The following is a 24,339-nucleotide window of genomic DNA, read 5'->3' on the forward strand; positions in this document are numbered from 1 at the left end:
GTCCAGCCGCGTCGGCCAAACCGATGGAATTGCCCTCCCAGGTAGTCATCAGCGACGGAAGCCGATGGACCATGCCATAGCGGACAGTCACGCCACTGTGACGATCAGTCACAGTGGCGCGCAGGAGTCACAAGACCCCCCAAAGCGTGCAATGTCGAGAGAGAGTCCTCCCCGGACTCCTTGTCCTATTTTGGCACGAGGGGGGGTTAGGGGCGCAAGGCCCGCGTAAGTGCGGTCCATCACGCTTGGGTCCGTTGACACAGCCTCGATGGATACGTCCGGATCGCGCTCTACGCCCCTTGTTGACGAGACATCAAGCGCCTCAGAGCGAGCACGAAACCCCAGAACGGGCGGATCGTCAAACGCCAGTTCGTTACCTCACAGCGTGGGCTGGATCACACCGCCTCGCCGGGCGGGTCGCTCAGTTGGCCGACCGCCGGTCCCGCACGGACCGCCAGCGCTCCACCAGCCGCCCGTAGGCCGCCCCCGCGGCGGCACCGTCGCCCTGCCGCAGGGCCTCGATGCCGTCGGCCACGTCGGCCGCCGAGTGGTCGTCCTCCAGCTCACCGGCGGGCAGGGCGTGGACCAGACCGCCGTAGTCGAGCTCGACCAGGGAGCGCGGGTGGAACTCCTCCAGCCAGCGCCCGACCTCCACGAGGCCGTCGATGAGCGGCCCTTCGTCGATCGTGTCCTTCAGCGTGCGCAGGGCCCGCGCGACCCGGCGCCGCGCCTGGACCATCGGCGTCCGGTAGCGCAGCGCCGGCGGGGTCTCCCCCGAACCCTTCTCGAAGGTCCGCTCCTCGTCCGACACCAGCACGAACCAGTGCAGCGGCACCTGCCAGGTCGAGGTGCGGATCCACGGCCGCGCGTCGGGGTTGCGGGCCAGCCAGCGCTCGTAGTCCTGGGCCGCCTGCCGCCGTACGACCTCCGGCAGCACCGCCTCCAGGACCGGGCGCGGCAGCTCGTCGCCCAGCTCCCCGAGGGCCTGCCAGCCCCGCAGCCGGGTGCGCCACGGGCACACGCACAGCACCCCGTCGGACTCCAGCACGAACGCGTCGCCGCTCTCGTGCACCGGCACCGGGACGGGCGGGGTCGGCAGCAAGTCGGCCAGGGCGCGGCGCAGTTCGACCTGGTACGACGGCCGGTCGGCCCGCCGCGCGTAGCGGGCCCAGTGGTCGCGCTCCGGTTCGGGGAAGGCGGCCAGCGGTTCGTAGACCCGCAGATAGGTCGCGTACGGGACGATCAGCGAGGACACCTTGGGCACGCCTGCTCCCTCCCCCGCCGTCCGCCGGGAAAACCTGCGAACCCGATCACAAACGAGCGGGAAAACTATGCAAATCGTCGCACGGCCCTACTCCGGTCGTAGGTGATCCTGAGCACTGCGGGTCGCACGGGCCGCCACGGGTCTAATCTCGTGCTCGACAGCCCCCGCCACCCGCACGGGAGCCCGCTCCTCTCGCCGCACCGTACTCAGGAGTCACCACAGTGACCGACGTAACACACGGCGTCCTGCACACCCTGTTCCACTCGGACCAGGGCGGTCATGAGCAGGTCGTGCTCTGCCAGGACCGCGCCAGCGGCCTCAAGGCCGTCATCGCCATCCACTCCACCGCGCTGGGCCCCGCCCTCGGCGGTACGCGCTTCTACCCGTACGCGACCGAGGAGGAGGCCGTCGCCGACGCCCTGAACCTCGCGCGCGGGATGTCCTACAAGAACGCCATGGCCGGACTCGACCACGGCGGCGGCAAGGCCGTGATCATCGGGGATCCGGCGAAGATCAGGACCGATGAGCTGCTGCTGGCCTACGGCCGGTTCGTGGCCTCGCTCGGCGGCCGCTACGTCACCGCGTGCGACGTCGGCACCTATGTCGCCGACATGGACGTCGTGGCCCGCGAGTGCCGCTGGACCACCGGGCGCTCCCCGGAGAACGGCGGCGCAGGCGACTCCTCCGTGCTCACCGCGTTCGGCGTCTACCAGGGCATGCGCGCCTCCGCCCAGCACCTGTGGGGCGACCCCTCGCTGCGCGGGCGCACGGTCGGCATCGCGGGCGTCGGCAAGGTGGGCCACATCCTGGTGGAGCACCTGGTGGCCGAGGGCGCCCGGGTCGTGATCACGGACGTGCGCGAGGAGGCCGTGGGCCGGATCGTCGCCGCGCACCCGGAGTCGGTGACGGCCGTGGCGGACACCGCGACCCTGATCCGCGTCGAGGGCCTCGACATCTACGCCCCGTGCGCGCTCGGCGGCGCCCTGAACGACGACACCGTTCCCGCGCTGACCGCCCGCGTCGTGTGCGGCGCGGCCAACAACCAGCTCGCCCACCCGGGCGTCGAGAAGGACCTCGCCGACCGCGGCGTCCTCTACGCACCGGACTACGTGGTGAACGCCGGCGGGGTGATCCAGGTCGCCGACGAGCTGCACGGCTTCGACTTCGACCGGTGCAGGGCGAAGGCCGCCCGGATCTTCGACACCACGCTGGCCATATTCGCACGTGCGAAGGAGGACGGTATTCCGCCGGCCGCCGCGGCCGACCGGATCGCCGAGCAGCGGATCGCGGAGGCCCGCGCGACGCGCTGACGGGACCCCGGCGGCCGTGCCGGGAGTCCCGGCACGGGTTCGGCGGGTACCCGCCGGTGGGCGGTTGGAGAGAACTCTCACTCCCACCGGCGGGTCGAGCGCCGATAAGTGGTTAAAATCGCGATTGACCAGCGAGGACGGGGCGCCTCGAAGGTCCTGTGCACACGCGCGTGCTGCGGGCGACGTACCGTATGGGCGTGGGCTCAGGTACCGTGGAAGCCCTACGGACCGGTCTCTCCGAGGAGAGCCCGTTCCAGATCATGAACGCGTGTCAAGACTCTGGGGCCGTCGAGCCCCGTCACCGAGGGGGTCGAGCCATGGGGCGCGGCCGGGCCAAGGCCAAGCAGACGAAGGTCGCCCGCCAGCTGAAGTACAACAGCGGCGGGACTGACCTGTCGCGTCTGGCCAACGAGCTGGGCGCTTCGACTTCGAACCAGCCGCCGAACGGCGAGCCGTTCGAGGATGACGAAGACGACGACGACCCGTACGCCCAGTACGCGGATCTCTACAACGACGACGAGGATGACGAGGACGACGAGTCCGGTCCCACGTCGCATCAACGCCGCGGCGCTTGACTGCCCAGCAGTGCCTGACCCGGTCCGGCGGTCGTCCGCCGGGCCGGGTTTTGCGCTGCCTCAGCGGCCGCCGGCACCCGGTGCCCTTACCGTGAGTAGGCGCCGACCAGCTCCGCACCCGTGGTGTGGTCGCCGCGGTCCGTGATCTCGCCCGCCACCCAGGCGTCCACGCCGCGGTCGGCCAGCGTCTCCAGGGCCACGTCGGCGGACTCCTCGGGCACGATCGCGATCATGCCGACGCCCATGTTCAGCGTCTTCTCCAGCTCCAGGCCCTCGACCCGGCCGGTGCGGCCCACGAGGTCGAAGATCGGGGCGGGGGTCCAGGTGGAGCGGTCCACGACGGCGTGCAGCGCGTCGGGGATCACCCGGGCCAGGTTGGCGGCGAGACCGCCCCCCGTGACGTGGCTGAAGGCGTGCACCTCGGCGGTGCGGGTGAGGGCGAGGCAGTCCAGCGAGTAGATCTTGGTGGGCTCCAGCAGCTCCTCGCCGAGGGTGCGGCCGAGGTCGTCGATCCGCGCGTCCAGGGCGAGACCGGCCTGGTTCAGCAGGACGTGCCGGACGAGCGAGTACCCGTTCGAGTGAAGGCCGGAGGCCGCCATGGCGATCACCGCGTCACCCGTACGGATGCGATCCGGGCCCAGCAGCCGGTCGGCCTCCACGACGCCCGTACCGGCGCCGGCGACGTCGAAGTCGTCCTCGCCCAGCAGACCGGGGTGCTCGGCCGTCTCGCCGCCGACCAGGGCGCAGCCCGCCAGCACACAGCCTTCGGCGATGCCCTTGACGATGGCCGCGACCCGCTCGGGGTGGACCTTGCCGACGCAGATGTAGTCGGTCATGAACAGCGGCTCGGCGCCGCACACCACGATGTCGTCCATCACCATGGCGACCAGGTCGTGGCCGATGGTGTCGTAGACGCCCATCTGGCGCGCGACGTCGACCTTGGTGCCGACGCCGTCCGTGGCGGAGGCCAGCAGGGGACGCTCGTAGCGCTTGAGCGCGGAGGCGTCGAAGAGTCCGGCGAATCCGCCGAGGCCGCCGAGGACCTCGGGGCGCCGCGTCTTCCTGACCCACTCCTTCATCAGCTCGACCGCGCGGTCGCCCGCCTCGATGTCGACGCCGGCCGCCGCGTAGGAAGCTCCGCCGGGCACAACAGTCTCAGACATTGCCTGGGATCTTTCGGTTCGGTTACAGGGCTTACGGGCGACGGATCGCGTCGACGGCAGCCGGGGCGGCCGTACCGGCCGCGAGCTCGGTCTCCAGGAGCTGCTTGCCGAGCAGCTCGGGGTCCGGGAGCTCCATCGGGTACTCGCCGTCGAAGCAGGCGCGGCACAGGTTCGGCTTGGCGATGGCGGTGGCCTCGATCATGCCGTCGATGGAGATGTACGACAGCGAGTCGGCGCCCAGCGAGGTGCCGATCTCCTCGATCGTCATGCCGTTGGCGATCAGCTCGGCGCGGGTGGCGAAGTCGATGCCGAAGAAGCAGGGCCACTTCACCGGCGGCGAGGAGATCCGGATGTGGACCTCGGCGGCGCCGGCCTCGCGGAGCATCCGCACCAGGGCGCGCTGGGTGTTGCCGCGCACGATCGAGTCGTCGACGACGACCAGGCGCTTGCCCTTGATGACTTCCTTCAGCGGGTTCAGCTTGAGCCGGATGCCGAGCTGGCGGATCGTCTGCGAGGGCTGGATGAACGTACGGCCCACATAGGCGTTCTTCACCAGACCCGCGCCGAAGGGGATGCCGCTCGCCTCCGCGTAGCCGATGGCGGCGGGGGTGCCGGACTCCGGCGTCGCTATGACGAGGTCGGCCTCGGCCGGGGCCTCCTTCGCCAGGCGGCGGCCCATCTCCACGCGGGAGAGGTACACGTTGCGGCCGGCGATGTCGGTGTCCGGGCGGGCCAGGTACACGTATTCGAAGACACAGCCCTTGGGCTTCGCTTCCGCGAATCGGGAGGTGCGCAGGCCGTTCTCGTCGATGGCGACGAACTCGCCCGGCTCGATCTCCCGGACGTAGCTGGCGCCGACGATGTCGAGGGCCGCGCTCTCGGACGCGGCCACCCAGCCGCGCTCCAGCCGGCCGAGGACCAGCGGGCGGATGCCCTGCGGGTCGCGGGCGGCGTACAGGGTGTGCTCGTCCATGAAGACGAGGCTGAAGGCGCCCTTGACCCGCGGGAGGACCTCGTGGGCCGCCTCCTCGATGGTCAGCGGCTTGCCGTCCTCGTCGACCTGCGCCGCGAGCAGCGCGGTCAGCAGGTCGGTGTCGTTGGTGGCCGCGACGCGCGGGGGCCGCTGGCCCTCCTGCTTGGGCAGGTCGGCGACCATCTCGGCGAGCTGGGCGGTGTTGACCAGGTTGCCGTTGTGGCCGAGCGCGATGGAACCGTGGCCGGTGGCCCGGAACGTCGGCTGGGCGTTCTCCCACACGGAGGCGCCGGTGGTCGAGTAGCGGGCGTGTCCGACCGCGATATGACCCTGGAGCGAACCGAGCGAGGTCTCGTCGAAGACCTGGGAGACGAGGCCCATGTCCTTGAAGACGAGGATCTGGGAGCCGTTGCTGACCGCGATCCCCGCGGATTCCTGGCCTCGATGCTGGAGGGCGTAGAGCCCGAAGTACGTGAGCTTTGCGACCTCTTCGCCCGGAGCCCAGACACCGAAGACGCCACACGCGTCCTGGGGGCCTTTCTCGCCGGGGAGCAGATCGTGATTGAGTCGACCGTCACCACGTGGCACGGCTCCGAGTGTAGGCGAGATCGACCACTGGTCCGAATTGGGGATACGCGACCGTGAAGGGTCACCGTGCGGCGACCGCGTTCACCCGCTCGCCGTTTTCGCTGGTCAGCGTGAGGGTGCGGCCGTCGACCCGGTACTTCACGGTGCTGTCGAAGAGCCCGAGGAGGGCCTTCTCCGTCTTCATGAGTGAGGTGTCGCACATCATTCGGGTGGTGGACGCGCTGCCGAGCGTGATACTGCCGTCGCGGAACGTCGCGGTGGACCGCACCTTGTTGCAGCCGAGACTGCCGCTGACCTGGCCGGTTTTCGCGTCGAACGTGAGGTGGGCCCTGCCTCCGGCGTCCGGGGTGCTGACCGTCCACTTGGTGCCCTTGAGCGGGGCCGCCTTCTGCTCGGTCAGGTCGATCCGGTCCCCGCCTGCCGTGGTCAGGACGAGTGTGCCGCCGTCGACGCGGGCGGTCAGGCTGCCGTCGCCGAGGGTGCGGGCGAGGGTCTGCTCGAAGGCCGCCGGGACGCCGTCGCAGGCCATCTCCGTCGCCCGGACCCCGTCGAAGGTGACGCTGCCGTCGGTGAACTCGGCGTCGGCGCCGAAGGTGTTGCACCCGAGGTTGCCGTCGACCTTGCCGCCCTCGGCGATCCGCAGATAGGCGCCGTCGGGGGCGGTGCTCTTCCTGCCGTCGACGCTCACCCGGTCCACCGCCCAGCGCACGCCGGTGACGGAGGCGGCCGGTCCGGACCCCACGGACCGGCTGCCCGCGTCCGCGCCGCCGCAGCCCGCGGCGAGCGGGAGGAGCGTCAGTGCGGCGAGCGCGGCCAGTCGCTGCTTGTCCCTGCCGGATGTCCCGAGAGTGTCCATGCGGATGGGACGGCGGAGACGGCGGACCGGTTCCGCAGGGGGTGTCGCCGGGGGCGCCGCGGGGGGTCAGCCCATGAGCGGCAGCAGCCCGGCGAGGTCGGCCCGCTCCCCGCTCGCGCGCACCGCGGCCGCGTCCAGCGCCTCCTGCCAGGTCAGCCGCCCGGTGGCGAGCCGGATCCACGTCAGCGGGTCGGTCTCGACGACGTTGGGCGGGGTGCCGCGGGTGTGCCGGGGGCCCTCGACGCACTGCACGACGGCGTACGGCGGCACCCGCACCTCGGTGGAGCCCCCGGGCGCCTTCACGGCGAGCGCGTCGGCCAGGAGGCGGGTGCAGGCCGCCAGGGCCTGGCGGTCCTGGGGGATGCCGAGGCCGGGCACGGCGGCGTTGAGGTCGTCGGTGTGGACGGTGAGTTCGACGGCCCGGGTGACCAGGTGGTCGGCCAGGGTCATGCTGCCGGTGCGGACGCCGAGGACCCGCCCCTCGGGGGCGTCCTGCAGGCTCCGCGCGAGGCGTTCGGCGGTGTCCGTGTACAGCGCGTCCAGATCCGGGTGGGCGGCGGCGAGCGCGCGGGTGCCCTCCGCGATGTCGCCGGCACGGCCGGCGGTGGCGAAGGGCCAGTCCAGGAGGGCGAGTTCCGCCTTGGCGGGCGCCTCGCCGGCCAGGCCGCGGCCGACGGCCCCCACGGCCATGGCCACGTGCACGGCCAGCTCCCGCACGCTCCAGCCCGTCAGCCGGGTGGGCAGCGCGAGCTGCTCGTCGCCGAGCCCGCGCACGCCCTCCCGCACATACCCGAACTGCGCGAGCACCGCGGCACGGATCTTGACGGAGTCATAGGCACGCACACGCTTCTTGGCCGGGGGCATGGGGGGCAGCCTATGCGGCCTGCGTCCGCGTCGCGGGTGCCGCGAACGTCTCGCCGTTGCGGGGGACTCCGAGGCCGCGCCAGGTGAAGGGGATGCCGCGGGCGGTGTCCGGGTCCGCGGTGTCCATCAGCTGGAAGTGGAGGTGGGGCTCGGTGGAGTTGCCCGAGTTGCCGCAGCGGGCCAGCCGCTGTCCCGCGGTCACCCGGTCTCCCTCCCGGACGGTGAGCGAGCCGTTTCGCAGGTGGGCGTAGAGCGCGAAGGTGCCGGCGCCGAGGTCGAGGACGACGTGGTTGCCGACGACCCGCTTGACGCCGGACAGGTCGCGTACGGACGCCTCCACGATCATGAGGTACATCAGCGCGAGCAGCGAGGTGCGGCTGAGGTGGTCGCGCTGGTCGTCGACGGCGCGTACGACGGTGGCGTCGGCGACCGCCAGCAGCGGGGCCCCGAACGCGGGGAAGGCGTCGTTGCGGCGGGCGATCGGCCACAGCCACCGGAAGCCGGGGCGCGCGCCCTCCGCGGGCTCGGCGACGACATCGATGGCGAAGGTCTGGGCGTAGGCGTGCGTGCCGTGGCTCGGCGTGCGGTCGGCCGGGCTGTTCAGCGCCGACCAGCGCCCGGTGAAGGGCGGTTCGACCTCGACCGGCTCCCGGGAGGCGCGGGGGCTGTCCCGGGCACCGCCCCAGCGGTGGAGCACGATCAGGAGCCCGTAGGACAGGGCGATCGGCAGGAAGTTCCACCACCACGGGTATCCCGGGTCCAGCAGGGTGTGGGCGATCACCAGGCCGACGAAGGCCAGTCGCAGGGCGCGGTGGACGATCTTGACGAGTTTGCGTGCGGACATCGTTCCCCCGGTTCGGTCGGTGTCACGGACGAGCGGTCGCCAACGCCACCAGGAGCGGTACGACCCGCCCCGGCGGGACCTCGTGGCGGCCCCGGCCCGTGGTGTGGAGCCAGCCCGCGCCGGTCAGTTGGCGCAGGTGGTGGTAGATCTGGCCGGTCGTGCCGATCTCGTCCAGCTCGGCGAGTTCGGCCGCGGTGCGCCGGCCGCCGACGATCTCGCGCAGCAGCCGCAGCCGGACGGGGTGGCCGAGGGCCGCGAACGACTCCGCGCACCCGGTCCAGTCGGCCTCCAGCAGGCCCTCGGTCAGCGAGCCGTGCTGCCAGTCGTACTGCTCCCCGGTCGGCAGCCGTACGGTGCCGGTGAAGAGCACGCCTCCGTCGGGCGTCCGCAGCGCGGCAAGCTGCTCCTTGAGCCCCTCCAGGGCCCAGAAGTCCCCTTCACCGAGGCGAGGGACGACGTGCGGCGCGGTCTCCAGCGCCGCCACTCGTCGCTCCAGGTCGGCGACGCGTTGTTCGAGTTCCACTCCTCGATATTACGAAACTACGTAATACCGTTCAAGTGTCCCCGCGGGGGATCGTCCGCCCGCACGGGCAAGCCCCCGCCCGGCGGACCGGACGGGGGCTTCTGAGCCGTACGACGACTGCTGACCGCCGCCTACTTGAGCAGCGCCGGGATCGTCTCCTCGTGGGTCTGGCGGAGGGTGGTCAGGGGGAGGGTGAACTCGCCCTGGAGTTCCACCGTGTCGCCGTCCACCACGCCGACGCGGGTGGCGGGCAGGCCGCGGGCACCGCACATGTCGTTGAAGCGGACCTCCTCCGAGCGCGGGACGGCCACGATCGCGCGGCCGGCCGACTCGGAGAACAGGAGGGTGAAGGCGTCCAGGCCGTCGGGGACGATCAGGCGGGCGCCCCTGCCGCCGAGCAGGGCCGACTCGACGACGGCCTGGATCAGACCGCCGTCGGACAGGTCGTGCGCGGAGTCGATCATGCCGTCCCGGGAGGCCGAGATGAGGATCTCGGCGAGCAGCCGCTCGCGCTCCAGGTCGACCTTCGGGGGCAGTCCGCCGAGGTGGTCGTGGATCACCTGGGACCAGGCCGACCCGCTGAACTCCTCACGTGTGTCGCCGAGGAGGTACAGCAGATGGCCGTCCTCCTGGAAGGCGACCGGCGTGCGGCGGGACACGTCGTCGATGACACCGAGGACCGCGACCACCGGGGTGGGGTGGATGGCCACCTCGCCCGTCTGGTTGTACAGGGAGACGTTGCCGCCGGTCACCGGGGTGCCGAGCTGGAGGCAGGCGTCCGCCAGACCGCGCACGGCCTCCGCGAACTGCCACATGACGGCCGGGTCCTCGGGCGAGCCGAAGTTCAGGCAGTCGGAGACGGCGAGCGGCTTGGCGCCGGTCGTCGCCACGTTGCGGTACGCCTCCGCGAGGGCCAGCTGGGCGCCGTGGTACGGGTCCAGCTTGGCGTAGCGGCCGTTGCCGTCCGTCGCGAGGGCGACGCCGAGGCCGCTCTCCTCGTCGATGCGGATCATGCCGGAGTCCTCGGGCTGGGCGAGGACGGTGTTGCCCTGCACGAAGTGGTCGTACTGCGAGGTGATCCACTTCTTGGACGCCTGGTTCGGGGAGCCGACCAGCTTCAGGACCTGGTCCCTCAGCTCCTCGCCGGTCGCCGGCCGGGCCAGCTTGTTCGCGTCGTCGGCCTGGAGCTCGTCCTGCCAGGACGGGCGGGCGTAGGGGCGCTCGTAGACCGGGCCCTCGTGCGCGACCGTGCGCGGGTCGACGTCGACGATCTTGCCGCCGTGCCAGTAGATCTCCAGGCGGTCGCCGTCGGTGACCTCACCGATGACGGTCGCGATGACGTCCCACTTCTCGCAGATCTGAAGGAAGCGGTCGACCTTCGCCGGCTCCACGACGGCGCACATGCGCTCCTGCGACTCGCTCATGAGGATTTCCTCGGGCGAGAGGGTCGAGTCGCGCAGGGGGACGTCGTCGAGCGTCACGCGCATACCGCCCGAGCCGTTCGACGCCAGCTCCGAGGTGGCGCAGGACAGGCCCGCCGCGCCGAGGTCCTGGATGCCGACGACCAGCTTCTCGGCGAACGCCTCCAGGGTGCACTCGATGAGCAGCTTCTCCTGGAAGGGGTCGCCGACCTGGACGGCGGGGCGCTTGGAGGGCTTCGCGTCGTCGAAGGTCTCGGAGGCGAGGATGGACGCGCCGCCGATGCCGTCGCCGCCGGTCCGGGCCCCGTACAGGATGACCTTGTTGCCCGCGCCGGACGCCTTCGCGAGGTGGATGTCCTCGTGCCGCATCACACCGATGGCACCGGCGTTGACCAGCGGGTTGCCCTGGTAGCAGGCGTCGAAGACGACCTCGCCGCCGATGTTGGGCAGCCCGAGGCAGTTGCCGTAGCCGCCGATGCCCGCCACGACGCCCGGCAGGACGCGCTTGGTGTCGGGGTGGTCGGCGGCGCCGAAGCGCAGCGGGTCCACGACCGCGACCGGGCGCGCGCCCATCGCGATGATGTCGCGCACGATGCCGCCGACGCCGGTGGCCGCGCCCTGGTAGGGCTCGACGTACGAGGGGTGGTTGTGCGACTCGACCTTGAAGGTGACGGCGTAGCCCTGGCCGACGTCCACGACGCCGGCGTTCTCGCCGATGCCGACCAGCAGGGCGTCGGACTGCGGGGCCTTCTCGCCGAACTGGCGCAGATGGACCTTGGAGGACTTGTACGAGCAGTGCTCGGACCACATGACGGAGTACATGGCGAGCTCGGCGCCGGTGGGCCGGCGGCCGAGGATCTCCACCACCCGCTCGTACTCGTCCTTCTTCAGGCCGAGTTCGGCCCAGGGCAGCTCGACGTCGGGGGTCGCGGCCGCGTGCTCGACCGTGTCCAGAGGCGTCCGGCTCATGCGGTGACCAGCTTCTTGAGGATCGAGGTGAAGAAGGGGAGGCCGTCGGTGCGGCCGGAGCCGACGAGGGGCTCGACGGCGTGCTCGGGGTGCGGCATGAGGCCCACGACGTTGCCGGCCTCGTTGGTGATGCCGGCGATGTCGTTGAGCGAGCCGTTGGGGTTGCCGTATCCGTCGGCGGCGTCGCCGTCGACCAGGTAGCGGAAGGCGACGCGGCCCTCCGCCTCCAGCTCGTCCAGCGTGTACCGGTCGGCCACGTAGCGGCCGTCCATGTTCTTCAGCGGGACGCGGATCTCCTGGCCCTCGCTGTAGTCGCCGGTCCAGGCCGTCCGCGCGTTCTCCACGCGCAGCCTCTGGTCGCGGCAGACGAAGTGCAGGTGGTCGTTGCCCAGCATGCCGCCCGGGAGGAGGTGGGCCTCGGTGAGGATCTGGAAGCCGTTGCAGATACCGAGGACCGGGAGTCCGGCCTTCGCCTGCGCGATGACGGACTCCATCACCGGCGAGAACCGGGAGATGGCACCGGCCCGCAGATAGTCGCCGTAGGAAAAACCGCCCGGCAGCACCACGGCGTCGACCTGCTTGAGGTCCTTGTCCTTGTGCCACAGCGCGACCGGTTCGGCCCCGGCGAGGCGGATCGCGCGCCGGGTGTCCTGGTCGTCGAGGCTTCCCGGGAAAGTGACGACGCCAATACGAGCGGTCACTTGGCGGCCTCCGCGACTTCCTCCACCTTGACGGTGAAGTCCTCGATCACGGTGTTGGCGAGGAAGGATTCCGCAAGATCATGGATGCGGGCGAGCGCGGCCTCGTCGACCGGCCCGTCAACTTCCAGTTCGAATCGCTTTCCCTGACGTACGTCCGAGACGCCGTCGAAACCCAGTCGCGGCAGTGCGCGCTGCACCGCCTGGCCCTGGGGGTCGAGGATCTCCGGCTTGAGCATGACGTCGACTACGACGCGTGCCACGTGCACTCCCGGTGGTGTGGTGCTGAGCAGGTTCCTGAAGGTGGTTTCAGACTACCCGCACAAAATTTCTACGCGCGTCGACTTGGAGGAACCTACGTGACGCCGCTCACGGCACGGCGCCGGGGCGGTCCGGTACGAAAAGTTCAGGAAAAGATCTGCGATCGACACCCGGCATCTATTGCGCCCACCCCTCTCCGCCCACCACGCTGCCCTCGAAGCCACTTCCGCTCCCTCTTGATTTCTGACACGCGGAAGGATTTAGTCGAGCTTCACATTGCATTGTCGGGCACGGTACAAATGAATTTGTCAGCGTGCCGTACGAAGGGACCGATATTCGTGGCGCAGAAGGTCGTGGTCACTCTCTTTGACGACATCGACGGCTCGGAAGCGGCGGAAACGATCGCCTTCGGACTCGACGGCAAGTCGTACGAGATCGACCTGAACGAAGCCAATGCCGGGAAACTGCGCAAGGCGCTCGCGCCCTACGTGGACGCCGGCCGCAAGCGGGCGAGGTCCGGCAAGGCGTACAGGCAGACCGAGGTCGCCCCGGACCCGTCGGCCGTCCGGGCCTGGGCCCAGGCCAACAAGATGGAGGTGCCGGCCCGCGGCCGCATCCCCAAGAGGGTCTACGAGGCGTTCGCCTCGGCGCGGTGAGAGCTCGGGGGACCGCCCTCAGGGCCCGTCAGCGGGTCCCGGGGGCGGCCGGCCCGAGCCGGACGGCGCAAGCCGGTGCGACAACCGACTTGCGCTACCCCCCTGCTGATCAGCTAATGTCTGGAGCACGCCGCCGGGCAGGGCAGAAAAAACCCAGCTCGCCGAGCATGCGGGTGTAGTTCAGTAGTAGAACATCCCCCTTCCAGGGGGAAGGCGCAGTGTGCAATTCCTGTCACCCGCTCTGCACCGTCGTACGGACCACCGTTGTGGATCAGGTACGCTGGTGCTCGCACCGATCGGTGAAGGCCGGTCGGGGGCAATGCGGACGTAGCTCAGTTGGTAGAGCGCAACCTTGCCAAGGTTGAGGTCGCGAGTTCGAGCCTCGTCGTCCGCTCGGGAATCAGACCCCGGTCTTCATCGACCGGGGTCTTTTCGTTGCCCCGGCGCCCGCCCTGACATTTGTCATGCCGAGTGATGACAGCGCGCACTGCTGCCGGGCTCCGGCCACGGGGACGCTGGTGTCATGGACATCAACGAACACGTGATCGAGGTCACCGACCTGCGACGTGTCTACGGGGGCGGGTTCGAGGCGGTGCGCGGCATCTCCTTCTCCGTCGGCCGCGGCGAGGTCTTCGCCCTGCTCGGCACCAACGGCGCGGGCAAGACGTCGACGGTCGAGCTGCTGGAGGGCCTCGCCCCGCCCGCCGGGGGACGGGTGCGGGTGCTCGGCCACGACCCCCACACCGAGCGGGCCGTCGTACGGCCCCGGACCGGGGTGATGCTCCAGGAGGGCGGCTTCCCCTCCGAGCTCACCGTCGCGGAGACCGCCCGGATGTGGGCGGGCTGCATCAGCGGGGCCCGGCCCGAGGGCGAGGTGCTGGAGCGGGTCGGACTGGCCCGCAAGTCCGGCGTCCGGGTGAAGCAGCTCTCCGGCGGTGAGCGGCGCCGGCTGGACCTGGCGCTCGCCCTGCTCGGCGACCCCGAGGTGCTCTTCCTCGACGAGCCGACGACCGGACTGGACGCCGAAGGACGCCAGGGCACCTGGGCGTTGGTGCGGGCGCTGCGCGACTCGGGAACGACGGTCCTGCTGACCACGCACTACCTGGAGGAGGCCGAGGGCCTCGCCGACCGCCTCGCCATCATGCACCGGGGGCGGATCGCCGCCTCCGGCACCCCGGCGCAGGTGACCGCCGCCCAGCCCTCGCGGATCTCCTTCCAGCTGCCCGACGGCTACTTCCTCGGCGACCTGCCGCCCCTCGCCGAACTCGGCGTCAGCGGCCACGAGCTCGACGGGCGGGTCGTACGGCTGCGCACCCAGCAGCTCCAGCCCGCGGCCACCCGGCTGCTGGTGTGGGCCGAGCGGGCCGGGGTGGAGCTGCGCGGCCTCGATGTGCGCTCGGCGTCGCTGGAGGAGGCGTTCCTCGCGATCGCCCGGGAAGCGTCCGCGTCCAAGGAAGAGGAGTTCGCCGTATGAGCACCGCCGTCACCACCCCCGTGGGGCGCATGACGTCCCTCGCCCGCGCCGAACTGACGCTGCTCGGCCGCAGCAAGGGCACCCTGTTCACCGCGCTGCTCGTGCCGCTCGTCCTGCCCTTCAGCGTGCGGGCCGGGGTGAAGCAGATGGACCTGGCGGGGACCGGCCTCAGCGTCGGCACGATCGTCGTACCGGCCGCGATCGGGTTCTCCCTGCTGTTCGCCGTGTACGCCGGGCTCGTCGGCGTGTTCACCGCCCGGCGCGAGGAACTCGTCCTGAAGCGGCTGCGCACCGGCGAACTGCGGGACGCCGAGATCCTCGGCGGTTCGGCGCTGCCCGTGGTCGCCACCGGCCTCGCCCAGTCCGTGATCCTCGCCGTCGGCTGCACCCTGCTCCTCGGTCTGGCCGCGCCGCCCGCCCTGTACCTCGCCCTGCTGGGCCTGCTGCTGGGCCTCGTGATGTGCGCGGTGCTCGCCGCGGTCACCTCCGCCTTCACCCGCAGCATGGAGAGCGCGCAAGTCACCACCCTGCCCCTGATGCTGGTCTCGATGATCGGCTCGGGCATGTTCGTCCCGCTGGAGGTACTGCCCGACCGGCTGGCCGCGATCTGCGAACGGCTGCCGCTGACCCCGGTGATCACGCTGCTGCGCGGCGGCTGGACCGGCGACCTGTCGGTGTCCGACGCCTTCGGACCGCTGGTCACGGCGCTGGCCTGGATCGTCGTCGGCGTGTTTGCTGTACAGCGACGGTTCCGCTGGGAACCGCGACGCTGACCAGGGGAGAGCCGAGACATGCGCGGACCCGGCACATGGTGGCGGGGCAAGAGCACCCCGGCGAAGGTCGAGACGTACACCAGGTTCTCGTTCCACTTCATGGCGGTGGTCGAGGTCACGGTGGGCGCGGTCCCGGCCCTCGGCGACAGGAGCGGCTCACCCACCGTCTGGCTGATGCTGCTGGTGTGCCTGCACGCCGCAGCCTGCGCGCTGACCGTGTCCCGGTCGGTGGACTGGGTGCTCGGCCGGCGGGCGCAGCCGGTACGGCAGCTGTGGGCGCTCGGCGCCGCCACCGCGACGGTCGCCGCCCTGGCCCTCGCGATCTCCGAGTACGGCCCCGGCGACGACGGGCTCGACTCCGGGGCCGGCAGCGTCTTCAGCGTCGTACTGATCTTCGGGGTCGGGATCATGGCGCTCGGCCTGGACGGCACGCGTCAGGTGTACGTCGTCGTCGCCTCCTTCTCGGCGGGCGCGGGCCTGCTGGTGCTCCCCGTGGGTGTGCCGGTGCTCGGGGCGCTGATGGTCGCGCTGGTGGTGCTGCTCGGCACCACCTTCCTCGCGGTCACCGCGCTGTTCTCGGTCTGGATGCTGCGGGCCGTGTACGAACTCGACCAGGCCCGCGAGACCCGCGCCCGGCTCGCGGTGGCGGAGGAGCGGCTGCGCTTCGGCCGGGATCTGCACGACGTGATGGGACGCAACCTCGCCGTCATCGCCCTCAAGAGCGAGCTGGCCGTGCAGCTGGCCCGGCGCGGGCGGGACGCGGCGGTGGAGCAGATGATCGAGGTCCAGCGCATCGCGCGGGAGTCCCAGCGCGAGGTGCGCGATGTCGTACGGGGATACCGGGAGGCCGACCTGGAGGTCGAACTCGCCGGTGCGCAGGGCGTCCTGCGGGCGGCCGGGATCGCCTGCGAGGTGACGGGCGTGGCCGGCGGGCTGCCCGGTGAGGCGCAGTCGGCGCTGGCCTGGGTGGTGCGCGAGGCGGCCACGAACGTGTTGCGGCACGGGGACGCCCGGCGGTGTGTGGTGGGAGTTCGGGTGACGGAGGGGCGTGCGGTGCTGACGGTGGAGAACGACGGGGCCGACGGAGCCTCCGACGGGGGTGGCGGCTCCGGGCTCGCCGGGCTGCGGGAGCGGCTGGCCGCCGTGGAGGGGACGCTGACGGCCGGGCCCGTCGGCGACGGCCTGTTCCGGCTGGTGGCCGAGGTCCCGCTGGCGCGGACCGGGGCACGGGAGGTCACCGTATGACCGCGGTGGTGCGGCTGCTGCTCGCCGACGACGAGCATCTGATCCGGGGCGCGCTCGCCACGCTGCTGTCCCTGGAGGACGACCTCGTGATCGTCGCGGAGGCGGCCAGCGGGCCCGAGGCGCTGGCGATGGCGCGGGCCCACGCACCCGATGTCGCGGTCCTCGATCTCCAGATGCCGGGGGCGGACGGTGTGAAGGTCGCCACATCCCTGCGGGCCGAACTGCCCCGCTGCAAGGTGCTGATCGTGACCAGTCACGGACGGCCGGGGCATCTGAAACGGGCGCTTGAGGCGGGTGTGCGCGGTTTCGTGCCGAAGACCGTCAGCGCGCAGCGGCTCGCCGAGATCATCCGCACCGTGCACGCCGGGAACCGTTACGTCGACCCCGAGTTGGCCGCCGACGCGATCGCCGCCGGGGACTCGCCGCTGACCGCGCGCGAGGCCGAGGTGCTGGAACTGGCCGCCGACGGGGCGCCCGTCGCGGAGATCGCGGAGCGGGCCGCGCTGTCCCAGGGGACCGTGCGGAACTATCTGTCGTCCGCCGTCTCCAAACTCGGTGCGGACAACCGCCATGCCGCGGTGCGGCTCGCGCGGGAGCGGGGTTGGGTATAGTTGCTCCCGCGCCACGGCGCATGCGGACGTAGCTCAGTTGGTAGAGCGCAACCTTGCCAAGGTTGAGGTCGCGAGTTCGAACCTCGTCGTCCGCTCGGGAATCAGACCCCGGTCTTCATCGACCGGGGTCTTTTCGTTGCCTCAGCTCCAGCGGGTGCCGGTCAGCCGCTCGTACGCCTCCACGTACTTGGCCCGGGTCGCGTCCACGACCTCGGTCGGCAGCGGCGGCGGGGGCTGCTCGCTCGCGCGGTCCCAGCCGGACTCCGGCGAGGTCAGCCAGTCACGGACGAACTGCTTGTCGTACGACGGCTGCGGGCGGCCCGGCTGCCACCGGTCGGCCGGCCAGAAGCGCGAGGAGTCCGGGGTGAGCACCTCGTCGGCGATGACCAGGGTGTCCCCGTCGAAGCCGAACTCGAACTTGGTGTCCGCGAGGATGATGCCGCGCTCACGGGCGATGTCGCGGCCGCGGGCGTAGACGGCGAGGGTCGCCTGCCGCAGCCGCGCCGCGGTGTCGGCGCCGACCTGGCGGGCGACCTCCTCGTAGGAGACGTTCTCGTCGTGCTCGCCGACCGCGGCCTTGGTGGCCGGGGTGAAGATCGGGGCGGGCAGTTCGGAGCCGTCGACGAGGCCCTCGGGGAGGGCGAGGCCGCAGACGGTGCGGGACTGCTCGTACTCGGCGAGGCCGGAGCCGGTGAGATAGCCGCGGGCCACCGCCTCGACGGGGACCATGTCCAGCGCCTTGCAGACCAGGGTGCGGCCTCGCCAGTCGGCGGGGGCGCCCGCGGGCGGCTCGGTGCTCAGCACGTGGTGGGGGACCAGGTCGTGGAACCGGTCGAACCACCACAGGGAGAGCTGGGTGAGGATGCGGCCCTTGTCGGGGATCTCCGTGGGCAGCACCCAGTCGTAGGCGGACATGCGGTCGCTGGCGACCATCACGAGGTCGCCGTCCTCGTTGCGGTACAGCTCGCGCACCTTTCCGGTGTGCAGGTGCACCAAGCCCGGAACCTGGAGCGGCTCGGGCTTTTCTACGAATCCGGACACGGTTCCTCCCCGTGGTTCTGTCCTATGGCCCGATTCTCCCGTATGCCGGAGACCGGTCGAGGCGGGGGGTGCGGTGGCGGAGGCCGGGTCGTGCGCGGGGGGTGGTGGTGTGAGGGCCGGTTGTGCGCGGGGGTGGTGGCGTGCGTGCCGGGTTGTGCGACCGGGGGCCGTGGCGTGAGAGCCGGGTTGTGCGCAGGGGAGCAGGTCAACAGACTGCCCGACGCGCCGGAAGCTTACGGGGCCATGATCACGGTGGCGTGCGGGCCGGGTTCAGTCGCGTTTGCAGATACGGTCCAGCAGATTGGCGGTGGCGCGCTGGACGCGCGGGTCCACATGGCCTGGGCGGTCCAGCGCCGGGGACCACGCGAAGGTTCCGGACGCGAAGACCAGGGCGCCCGAGGGGGCGCGGTACAGGGAGGTCTCCTGGTGGCGCCGGACGCCCTCGCGGTCGGTGTACGGGGAGTGCGCGAGCAGGACGCGCTCCTCGTGGTCGGGCAGCGGGGTGCGCGGGAAGTAGCGGTCGGCCTCGCCCGCGACCAGGCCCTCGATCTCGTCGCCGTCCTGGGCGCCGGTGGCCTCCCACAGCCAGTGGCCGGCGTTGCGGACGATCAGCGGGTGCGGCTCGGGGACCTGGCCCGCGTACTGGATGCCGATCACCTCCTGCTCGGGGCGGTCGATCTCCCGCCAGAGCACGGACCTCCCGGGCCCCCTGCGCTTGCGGCAGGTCAGCAGGCGGTCCGGGACCCCGGACGGCGAGGGCGCCAACTCCACCTGCCAGTACATGGAGTTGGCGGAGAGGAAGACCAGGGACGTGCCGTTCTCCCGGGCCACCTCGACCGTACGGCGCATACCGGCCGACCAGTACTCGTCGTGGCCGGGGAAGACCAGGCCGCGGTAGCGGGAGGGGTCCACGTGGCCGCCGTGCAGGTCGCTGGCGTCGGCGTAGGCGATGTCGTAGCCGTAGCGCTCGGCCCAGCGGATGAAGTCGTAGGCGTGGCCGACGTGCAGGGGCAGCCCCGCGCCCGCGTAGGGGCGGTCGAAGGAGATGGTGGTGGCGGCGTCGGCCTCGCCGAGCAGCCGGCCCTCCTCGTCCCACGCGTGATAGAGGCTCGCCCCGGTGCGGCCGTCCTCCGGATAGAGGTTGTACGCCTGCCAGGTCACGTCCGGCAGCAGGAGGAGCAGGTCCGCGGGGTGCTTGTCGCGGACGGTGAAGGGGACGTGGGAGCGGTAGCCGTCGACGGTGGTGAGGACGGCGACGTACGCGCCGATGCTCCAGAAGCTCGGGACCTGCAACCGCCAGGACAGCCACCAGTGATGGCACGACACCGTGCGGTCGGCGGTGAGCGGGGCGGGCTGGACGATGCCGGAGAGCCGGGGGCTGGTCGTGATCTTGGCCGCGCCGTCACCGCCGTAGTGGCCGATGCGGTAGATGTCCACGGCGAACTCCTGGGGCGGGTCGACCGTGATGTGGAAGTCGACCGCCTCGCCGGGAGCGACCGCGCCGGTGGAGGTGAACCCCTTGATCTGCCGGCGGACGTCGTCGGCCGAGCGGGGGCCGGAGGTGCGGGGCGCCGGGACGGCGGGAGCGCCCGTGGCCGCGGGGTGGGCCTGGCCGTCGACGTACCAGGGGACCACCTGGCCGGTGTCGTCGAAGTACGTCACGTTGCCGCGCAGCCAGGGGACCGGGCCCTGGCCGAAGGGGTCCGTCACCGCGTGCGCCAGCGCTCCCGACTCCCATCGGCGGATCTGCTCCGAGCCCATGGCCAATACCCCTCCCTGGTCCCCCGTGGTGGCGCGTCGAGCGTTCTGGGTGGTGCTGTCGCGCGGTGCGGCCGGCGTGGTCCGGCGTGGTGTGGCGGGATGCGACGTGGTGCGTTGCGGTGCGACGTGGTGTGGGGTGGTGCGTTGCGGTGCGGTCGGTCCGTGCGCGCGCTCTCGGGCTGCGGCTCGGACCCGGGTGCGGTCGCGGGTGCCGTTGCCGGGTGGCGTAAGCCCTTGCCATATGCACTTCCGGTCCCAGCACATCACATTACGCACGCGCCCTGTCACTATTCGTTGCGAATTGGCCGAAAGTGGAGCCTTGGGCTCCGGATCGACCCGGCGGGCCCGGGACGTCACACCAGGCGTACCGGCTTCTCCGGGCGTATGCCCGACTCCAGCAGCCACGCGCGCAGCGGTGCCGGATCGCCCTCCTCGATCAGGCTGAGGACCCGGGGGGCCAGGTCCGCCGCCCGTTCGCCGTTGATGAGGAGTGTGGGGCCGTCGAGCCAGTCCAGTCCCGGGGAAGCGCCCGCGGTGTCCATGGCCGCGCAGCAGACCATCGCGGTCACGTGGTCGGTCAGCACCTCGCGGGAGGTGCGCGGCGGCTGGAGCGGGAAGAGCGGGAGGGCTCCGGTGTCCAGGAGGCTCGCGGCGCCCTGAGCGGGCACCGGCTGCTCGGCGGGCTTCGCGGCTTCCTCGCGGGCCAGCTCGGCGGTCAGGCCGGCCGCGAGCGCGGAGCTCCGCTCGGTCTCCGGGTCTTCGCCGGGGTCGAGGTCGGGTTCGGGGTTCTCGGCGGGTTCGGGGTCTCCGGCGGGTTCGGGGTTCTCGGCGGGTTCGGGCTCCTCGGCGGGGGCCGGGGGGTTGGCGGAGGGGGCCTGGGCGTCCAGGGGTTCCGGGGCAGCATCAGCGGGACCCTGCGCGGCGTCGGTGGGGTCTTGCGCGGCATCGGTGGGTTCCGGGGTGCCGCGGGGTGCCGGGTCGGCGGCGTGGGCCCGGTGGGCCGGTGGTTCGACGCGCGGGTCGTCGGGGGCCGGTTCGGGCGCGGGCCCGGTGATCGGTTCCGGCGAGGCGTGGCGGGCGGGGACCGCGGTGACCTCGGAGGTGGTGGCCTCGGAGGTGGTGGCCTCGGAGGTGGTGGGCAACGGCTGGCCGGGGGCTTCGCGGGTGACGGGCGACAGGCGGTCGGCGGCCTCGTGGGCGGCGGGCGCCGGGGCAGGGGCGACCGGGGCAGGGGCGACCGGGGCAGGGGCGACCGGGGCGGTGGCGACCGGGGCGGTGGCCAGGTGGTCCAGGACGCGGGACAGCGTCGGACCGTCGGTCTCCGGGCGGGCGTCCTGTGTACCGCGGCGGACGCCCAGGCGGTCGAGGACACGGTGCAGGCGGGCGGCGTCGGTGCGCCAGGTGCGGTCGACGACCTCCTCCGGATACTCCAGCCAGTCCACCGGGGACCAGTCCGGGCCGGGCTCGGCGGGACCGCCGTGGAAGAGGCGGGCGGCCAGCAGCGAGGTGGCCTCGTCGATCACGCCGGGCTCCTCCAGCAGGTCGCACGCGGGCCGCTCGCCGAGCCGGGAGGCGAAGCCCTCCGCCGCCAGCCGGTCCCTGCGGGACAGCTCGGTCAGCGCCGCGACGACGCCCGCGTCCAGGCGGGACGGCCAGCGGCCCATCCGCCAGGCCGGCAGCGCGACGCGGGTGAGGAGCCGGTCCCAGCCCGCGTAAGCCAGCCCGACCTGCTCCTGGGCGACGATCCGCAGTCCGTAGTCCACAGCCTGTGCACGCTCGGCGGCCGCGGCGGCCACGCCCCGCTCCATCTCGGCGGCGTGCTCGCGGCAAGCGCGCAGCAGCAGGCGGGCGACCTGGCCGATGCCCGCGCACACCAGTCGCGATCCCGGGCAGCGGCCCCGGGTCGAGCCGACGGCCACGGCCGCGTCCAGCCCCCGGACGAAGCGCCGGGCCTGGGCTATGTCCGGGTGCGCGGAGGGGCCCGTACCGGCGACGACCGGGGCGAGGACCGCGCGCAGCTCGCCGACGCGCATCCACCACAGGAACGGTGAGCCGATGACGAGGACGGGGGCGGCGGGCGTACGGCGTGCGGCGCCGCGGTGGCCTCCGCCGCGCAGGCCGTTGAGCCCGTCGTCCTCGTGGTCCTCGGCCGGGGGCGGCGGGCCGTGCGCCGGATGCGTACGGTCCTCCAGCCAGCTGTCGCAGTCGGGGGTCAGCGCTATCGCGGAGGGCGCGGGGACGCCGAGGCGGTCGGCGAGGTCGCGCACCAGCCGGTACAGATCGGGAGCCTGCTCCTCGCCGATCGGAACGGTGGGGGTCACCGCCGGGCGGGACCGGGCGACGACCAGGGCCACGACGGCGGCGGCCAGCAGGACGAGGACGGCGAACGGGACGACGGCCCAGCGGACGGCATGCCACCCGGGACCGGTCATCCGGCCCGTGGAGGGACCGGCGAGCAGGATCACCGCGAACGCCGCGGGCAGCAGCGCGACGGCCAGCGCGCGGCTGCGGACGCGCAGCACCGCGAGAGCGCGGGCGCGCGCGGCCCGCGCACCCATCTCCACACCCGTACCGGTCACGACCGGACCTCACCCCCTCCGCGCTGCCCTGGCTGTCCGGACTGTCCTGGCTTTGCTCACTCCCCCACTGTGGCACCCGCCACTGACATCGCAATGCCGGTGGGCCAAGTGCCGGAACGCTTGCGCCGCACCCTAGTTGGGGGTTCGGCGCACGTCAGCCGGATGGGGCATCGGTCACTCGATGGAATGGCTTTGGGGAAAGGTGGATGACGGAAAGCGAGGAACAGGCCCCTGGTCACGGGCATGGGCGCGCGTCCCGTCGCGGGTCCCGTCCGGACATGGCGCGGGCCCCGGATCCTGGGAGGGATCCGGGGCCCGGGAGGTTCGCCGCAGGGGGCCGAACGGCCGGAATCAGGCGTCGGCCGCCGCCTTCGCCGCGATGTCGGTGCGGTGCTGGGAGCCGTCCAGTCCGATGCGGCCGACGGCCCGGTACGCCCGGTCGCGCGCCACCGTCAGGTCCCGGCCGGTCGCCGTGACGGACAGGACCCGGCCTCCGGCGCTCACGACCGCGCCGCCGTCGGACCGGGTGCCGGCGTGCAGGACGTAGGCGTGCGGGGCGTCCTCGGCGGCGACCTCCGCGAGGCCGGTGATCGGGTCGCCGGTGCGCGGGGTGCCGGGGTAGTTGTGGGAGGCGACGACCACGGTGACCGCGGCGTCGTCGCTCCAGCGCAGCGGCTCCAGATCGGCGAGGTCGCCCTTGGCGGCGGCGAGCAGGACACCGGCCAGCGGGGTCCTGAGGCGGGCCAGGACGACCTGGGTCTCCGGGTCGCCGAAGCGGGCGTTGAACTCGATGACGCGGATGCCGCGCGAGGTGATCGCGAGACCGGCGTAGAGCAGTCCGGAGAACGGGGTGCCGCGGCGGCGCATCTCGTCGACGGTCGGCTGGAGGACCGTCTCCAGGACCTCCTCGACCAGCTTCGGATCGGCCCACGGCAGCGGGGAGTACGCGCCCATGCCGCCGGTGTTCGGGCCCTCGTCCCCGTCGAGCGCCCGCTTGAAGTCCTGGGCGGGCTGGAGCGGGAGGACGGTCTCGCCGTCGGTGACGGCGAAGAGGGAGACCTCGGGACCGTCGAGGAACTCCTCGATCACGACGCGCTCGCAGGAGTTGGCGTGCGCCCTGGCCGCGTCGAGGTCGGCGGTCACGACGACGCCCTTGCCGGCCGCGAGACCGTCGTCCTTGACCACGTACGGGGCACCGAAGGCGTCGAGGGCCTCGTCGACCTCGGCGGGCGTGGTGCAGACGTAGGAGCGGGCCGTCGGGACGCCGGCCGAGGCCATCACGTCCTTCGCGAACGCCTTGGAGCCCTCGATCCGCGCGGCCTGTCCGGAGGGGCCGAAGACCGGGACGCCCGCCTCGCGCACGGCGTCGGAGACCCCGGCGACCAGGGGCGCCTCGGGGCCCACGACCACCAGGTCGGCGCCGAGCCGTCCGGCCAGCGCGGACACCGCGGCGCCGTCCAGGGCGTCCACCTGGTGCAGTTCGGCGACCTCGGCGATACCGGCGTTGCCGGGAGCGCAGTGCAGCGCGGTGACGTCGGGGTCGAGGGACAGGGAGCGGCACAGGGCGTGTTCGCGGGCGCCGCCGCCGATGACGAGGACCTTCACGGGGGTCAGCCTAACGGGATTCTCGTACGGGGCTCTTGTACGGGGTGCCGAGGGGCCGGGTCCCGGCGAACCGTACGTTCCTCCAAGACCGCGGCCTCGTCCCTCCTTGCGCTTTCCCTGGTCCCCCTGCCGGCCTGTTCTGGGCGCTACTCGTTCACGATCTCCTCGACCACCGTCGCCCCGAGCTCTCTCACGATCAGCTCGCGGCCGGACAGCGCCGACTCGTTGAGGTCGGGGTCGTCGTCCTCCGGGATGTCGTCCTCCGGGGAGACGGGGGGCGGCGGT

The 24,339-nt window shown here is 72.2% G+C and carries 21 protein-coding genes, 3 tRNA genes and 1 pseudogene; 10 read left to right on the forward strand and 15 right to left on the reverse strand.

Features of this window, described 5'->3' with window-relative positions:
• Nucleotides 1-421 precede the first annotated feature (421 nt).
• The gene (locus SZN_RS08955; RefSeq protein WP_007493494.1) at nt 422-1,264 is read right to left on the reverse strand and encodes a DUF8083 family protein; all 843 of its coding nucleotides are present in this window, start codon (nt 1,262-1,264) and stop codon (nt 422-424) included.
• A 221-nt stretch (nt 1,265-1,485) separates the two neighbouring features.
• Here SZN_RS08955 and SZN_RS08960 point away from each other — a divergent pair, with 221 nt between their 5' ends.
• Nucleotides 1,486-2,574, forward strand: coding sequence for a Leu/Phe/Val dehydrogenase (locus SZN_RS08960; RefSeq protein ID WP_007493495.1), 1,089 nt, complete (start codon nt 1,486-1,488; stop codon nt 2,572-2,574).
• Nucleotides 2,575-2,891: 317 nt separating this feature from the next.
• A complete protein-coding gene (locus SZN_RS08965; protein WP_007493496.1) occupies nt 2,892-3,149 on the forward strand; it encodes a DUF3073 domain-containing protein in 258 nt (85 codons plus the stop codon).
• Nucleotides 3,150-3,235: 86 nt separating this feature from the next.
• On the opposite strand, the gene purM is transcribed toward SZN_RS08965, so the two are convergent.
• The 9 genes from purM to purS form a co-directional block, all read right to left on the reverse strand.
• On the reverse strand, nt 3,236-4,312 hold the full coding sequence (gene purM / locus SZN_RS08970) for a phosphoribosylformylglycinamidine cyclo-ligase (protein ID WP_043729423.1): 1,077 nt from the start codon (nt 4,310-4,312) through the stop codon (nt 3,236-3,238).
• Between the two features lie 31 nt (nt 4,313-4,343).
• Entirely contained in the window at nt 4,344-5,873 is a 1,530-nt protein-coding gene (gene purF, locus SZN_RS08975) for an amidophosphoribosyltransferase (protein ID WP_007493498.1), read from the reverse strand.
• A gap of 61 nt (nt 5,874-5,934) precedes the next feature.
• Nucleotides 5,935-6,729 carry an META domain-containing protein gene (locus SZN_RS08980; protein WP_007493499.1) on the reverse strand — a complete coding sequence of 265 codons (795 nt, stop codon included), beginning with the start codon at nt 6,727-6,729 and terminating at the stop codon, nt 5,935-5,937.
• A 66-nt stretch (nt 6,730-6,795) separates the two neighbouring features.
• Nucleotides 6,796-7,593: a maleylpyruvate isomerase family mycothiol-dependent enzyme gene (locus SZN_RS08985; protein ID WP_007493500.1), complete on the reverse strand. Its 798-nt coding sequence runs from the start codon at nt 7,591-7,593 to the stop codon at nt 6,796-6,798.
• Nucleotides 7,594-7,603: 10 nt separating this feature from the next.
• Nucleotides 7,604-8,437: a M23 family metallopeptidase gene (locus SZN_RS08990; RefSeq protein ID WP_007493502.1), complete on the reverse strand. Its 834-nt coding sequence runs from the start codon at nt 8,435-8,437 to the stop codon at nt 7,604-7,606.
• 22 nt (nt 8,438-8,459) lie between these two features.
• Nucleotides 8,460-8,960 (reverse strand): ArsR/SmtB family transcription factor, encoded by a 501-nt coding sequence (locus SZN_RS08995; protein ID WP_007493504.1) that lies wholly within the window; start codon nt 8,958-8,960, stop codon nt 8,460-8,462.
• Between the two features lie 131 nt (nt 8,961-9,091).
• Nucleotides 9,092-11,350: a phosphoribosylformylglycinamidine synthase subunit PurL gene (gene purL, locus SZN_RS09000; RefSeq protein WP_007493506.1), complete on the reverse strand. Its 2,259-nt coding sequence runs from the start codon at nt 11,348-11,350 to the stop codon at nt 9,092-9,094.
• Nucleotides 11,347-12,051, reverse strand: coding sequence for a phosphoribosylformylglycinamidine synthase subunit PurQ (gene purQ / locus SZN_RS09005; RefSeq protein ID WP_007493509.1), 705 nt, complete (start codon nt 12,049-12,051; stop codon nt 11,347-11,349). The genes purL and purQ overlap by 4 nt, the downstream gene beginning before the upstream one ends.
• Nucleotides 12,048-12,311: a phosphoribosylformylglycinamidine synthase subunit PurS gene (gene purS / locus SZN_RS09010; protein ID WP_007493511.1), complete on the reverse strand. Its 264-nt coding sequence runs from the start codon at nt 12,309-12,311 to the stop codon at nt 12,048-12,050. The genes purQ and purS overlap by 4 nt, the downstream gene beginning before the upstream one ends.
• A gap of 336 nt (nt 12,312-12,647) precedes the next feature.
• Here purS and SZN_RS09015 point away from each other — a divergent pair, with 336 nt between their 5' ends.
• From SZN_RS09015 to SZN_RS09050, 8 genes are all read left to right on the forward strand, one after another.
• A complete protein-coding gene (locus tag SZN_RS09015) occupies nt 12,648-12,965 on the forward strand; it encodes a histone-like nucleoid-structuring protein Lsr2 (RefSeq protein ID WP_007493513.1) in 318 nt (105 codons plus the stop codon).
• A 169-nt stretch (nt 12,966-13,134) separates the two neighbouring features.
• Nucleotides 13,135-13,206, forward strand: a tRNA-Gly gene (locus SZN_RS09020).
• 80 nt (nt 13,207-13,286) lie between these two features.
• A tRNA-Gly gene (locus tag SZN_RS09025) sits at nt 13,287-13,359 on the forward strand.
• A gap of 129 nt (nt 13,360-13,488) precedes the next feature.
• Nucleotides 13,489-14,439, forward strand: a complete 951-nt coding sequence (locus SZN_RS09030) for an ABC transporter ATP-binding protein (protein WP_007493515.1) — start codon at nt 13,489-13,491, stop codon at nt 14,437-14,439.
• Entirely contained in the window at nt 14,436-15,212 is a 777-nt protein-coding gene (locus SZN_RS09035) for an ABC transporter permease (protein WP_007493517.1), read from the forward strand. The genes SZN_RS09030 and SZN_RS09035 overlap by 4 nt, the downstream gene beginning before the upstream one ends.
• 18 nt (nt 15,213-15,230) lie before the next feature.
• A complete protein-coding gene (locus tag SZN_RS09040) occupies nt 15,231-16,457 on the forward strand; it encodes a sensor histidine kinase (protein ID WP_007493519.1) in 1,227 nt (408 codons plus the stop codon).
• A complete protein-coding gene (locus SZN_RS09045; protein WP_043729432.1) occupies nt 16,454-17,068 on the forward strand; it encodes a response regulator transcription factor in 615 nt (204 codons plus the stop codon). Before SZN_RS09040 ends, SZN_RS09045 begins: the two co-directional genes overlap by 4 nt.
• Nucleotides 17,069-17,090: 22 nt before the next feature.
• Nucleotides 17,091-17,163, forward strand: a tRNA-Gly gene (locus tag SZN_RS09050).
• Between the two features lie 46 nt (nt 17,164-17,209).
• Here SZN_RS09050 and SZN_RS09055 read toward each other — a convergent pair.
• From SZN_RS09055 to SZN_RS42380, 5 genes and pseudogenes are all read right to left on the reverse strand, one after another.
• Nucleotides 17,210-18,109 (reverse strand): phosphoribosylaminoimidazolesuccinocarboxamide synthase, encoded by a 900-nt coding sequence (locus tag SZN_RS09055; protein ID WP_007493523.1) that lies wholly within the window; start codon nt 18,107-18,109, stop codon nt 17,210-17,212.
• A 270-nt stretch (nt 18,110-18,379) separates the two neighbouring features.
• Nucleotides 18,380-19,870, reverse strand: coding sequence for a N,N-dimethylformamidase beta subunit family domain-containing protein (locus SZN_RS09060; RefSeq protein ID WP_007493524.1), 1,491 nt, complete (start codon nt 19,868-19,870; stop codon nt 18,380-18,382).
• Nucleotides 19,871-20,223: 353 nt separating this feature from the next.
• A complete protein-coding gene (locus SZN_RS09065; RefSeq protein ID WP_007493526.1) occupies nt 20,224-22,449 on the reverse strand; it encodes a M48 family metalloprotease in 2,226 nt (741 codons plus the stop codon).
• Nucleotides 22,450-22,800: 351 nt separating this feature from the next.
• Complete coding sequence (gene purD / locus SZN_RS09070) at nt 22,801-24,054, reverse strand: phosphoribosylamine--glycine ligase (RefSeq protein WP_007493528.1); 1,254 nt, start codon at nt 24,052-24,054, stop codon at nt 22,801-22,803.
• Nucleotides 24,055-24,200: 146 nt separating this feature from the next.
• A pseudogene (locus SZN_RS42380) lies at nt 24,201-24,339 on the reverse strand (DNA polymerase III subunit gamma/tau); the annotation flags it as partial.

This window comes from Streptomyces zinciresistens K42, from assembly GCF_000225525.1.
Lineage (GTDB): Bacteria > Actinomycetota > Actinomycetes > Streptomycetales > Streptomycetaceae > Streptomyces > Streptomyces zinciresistens.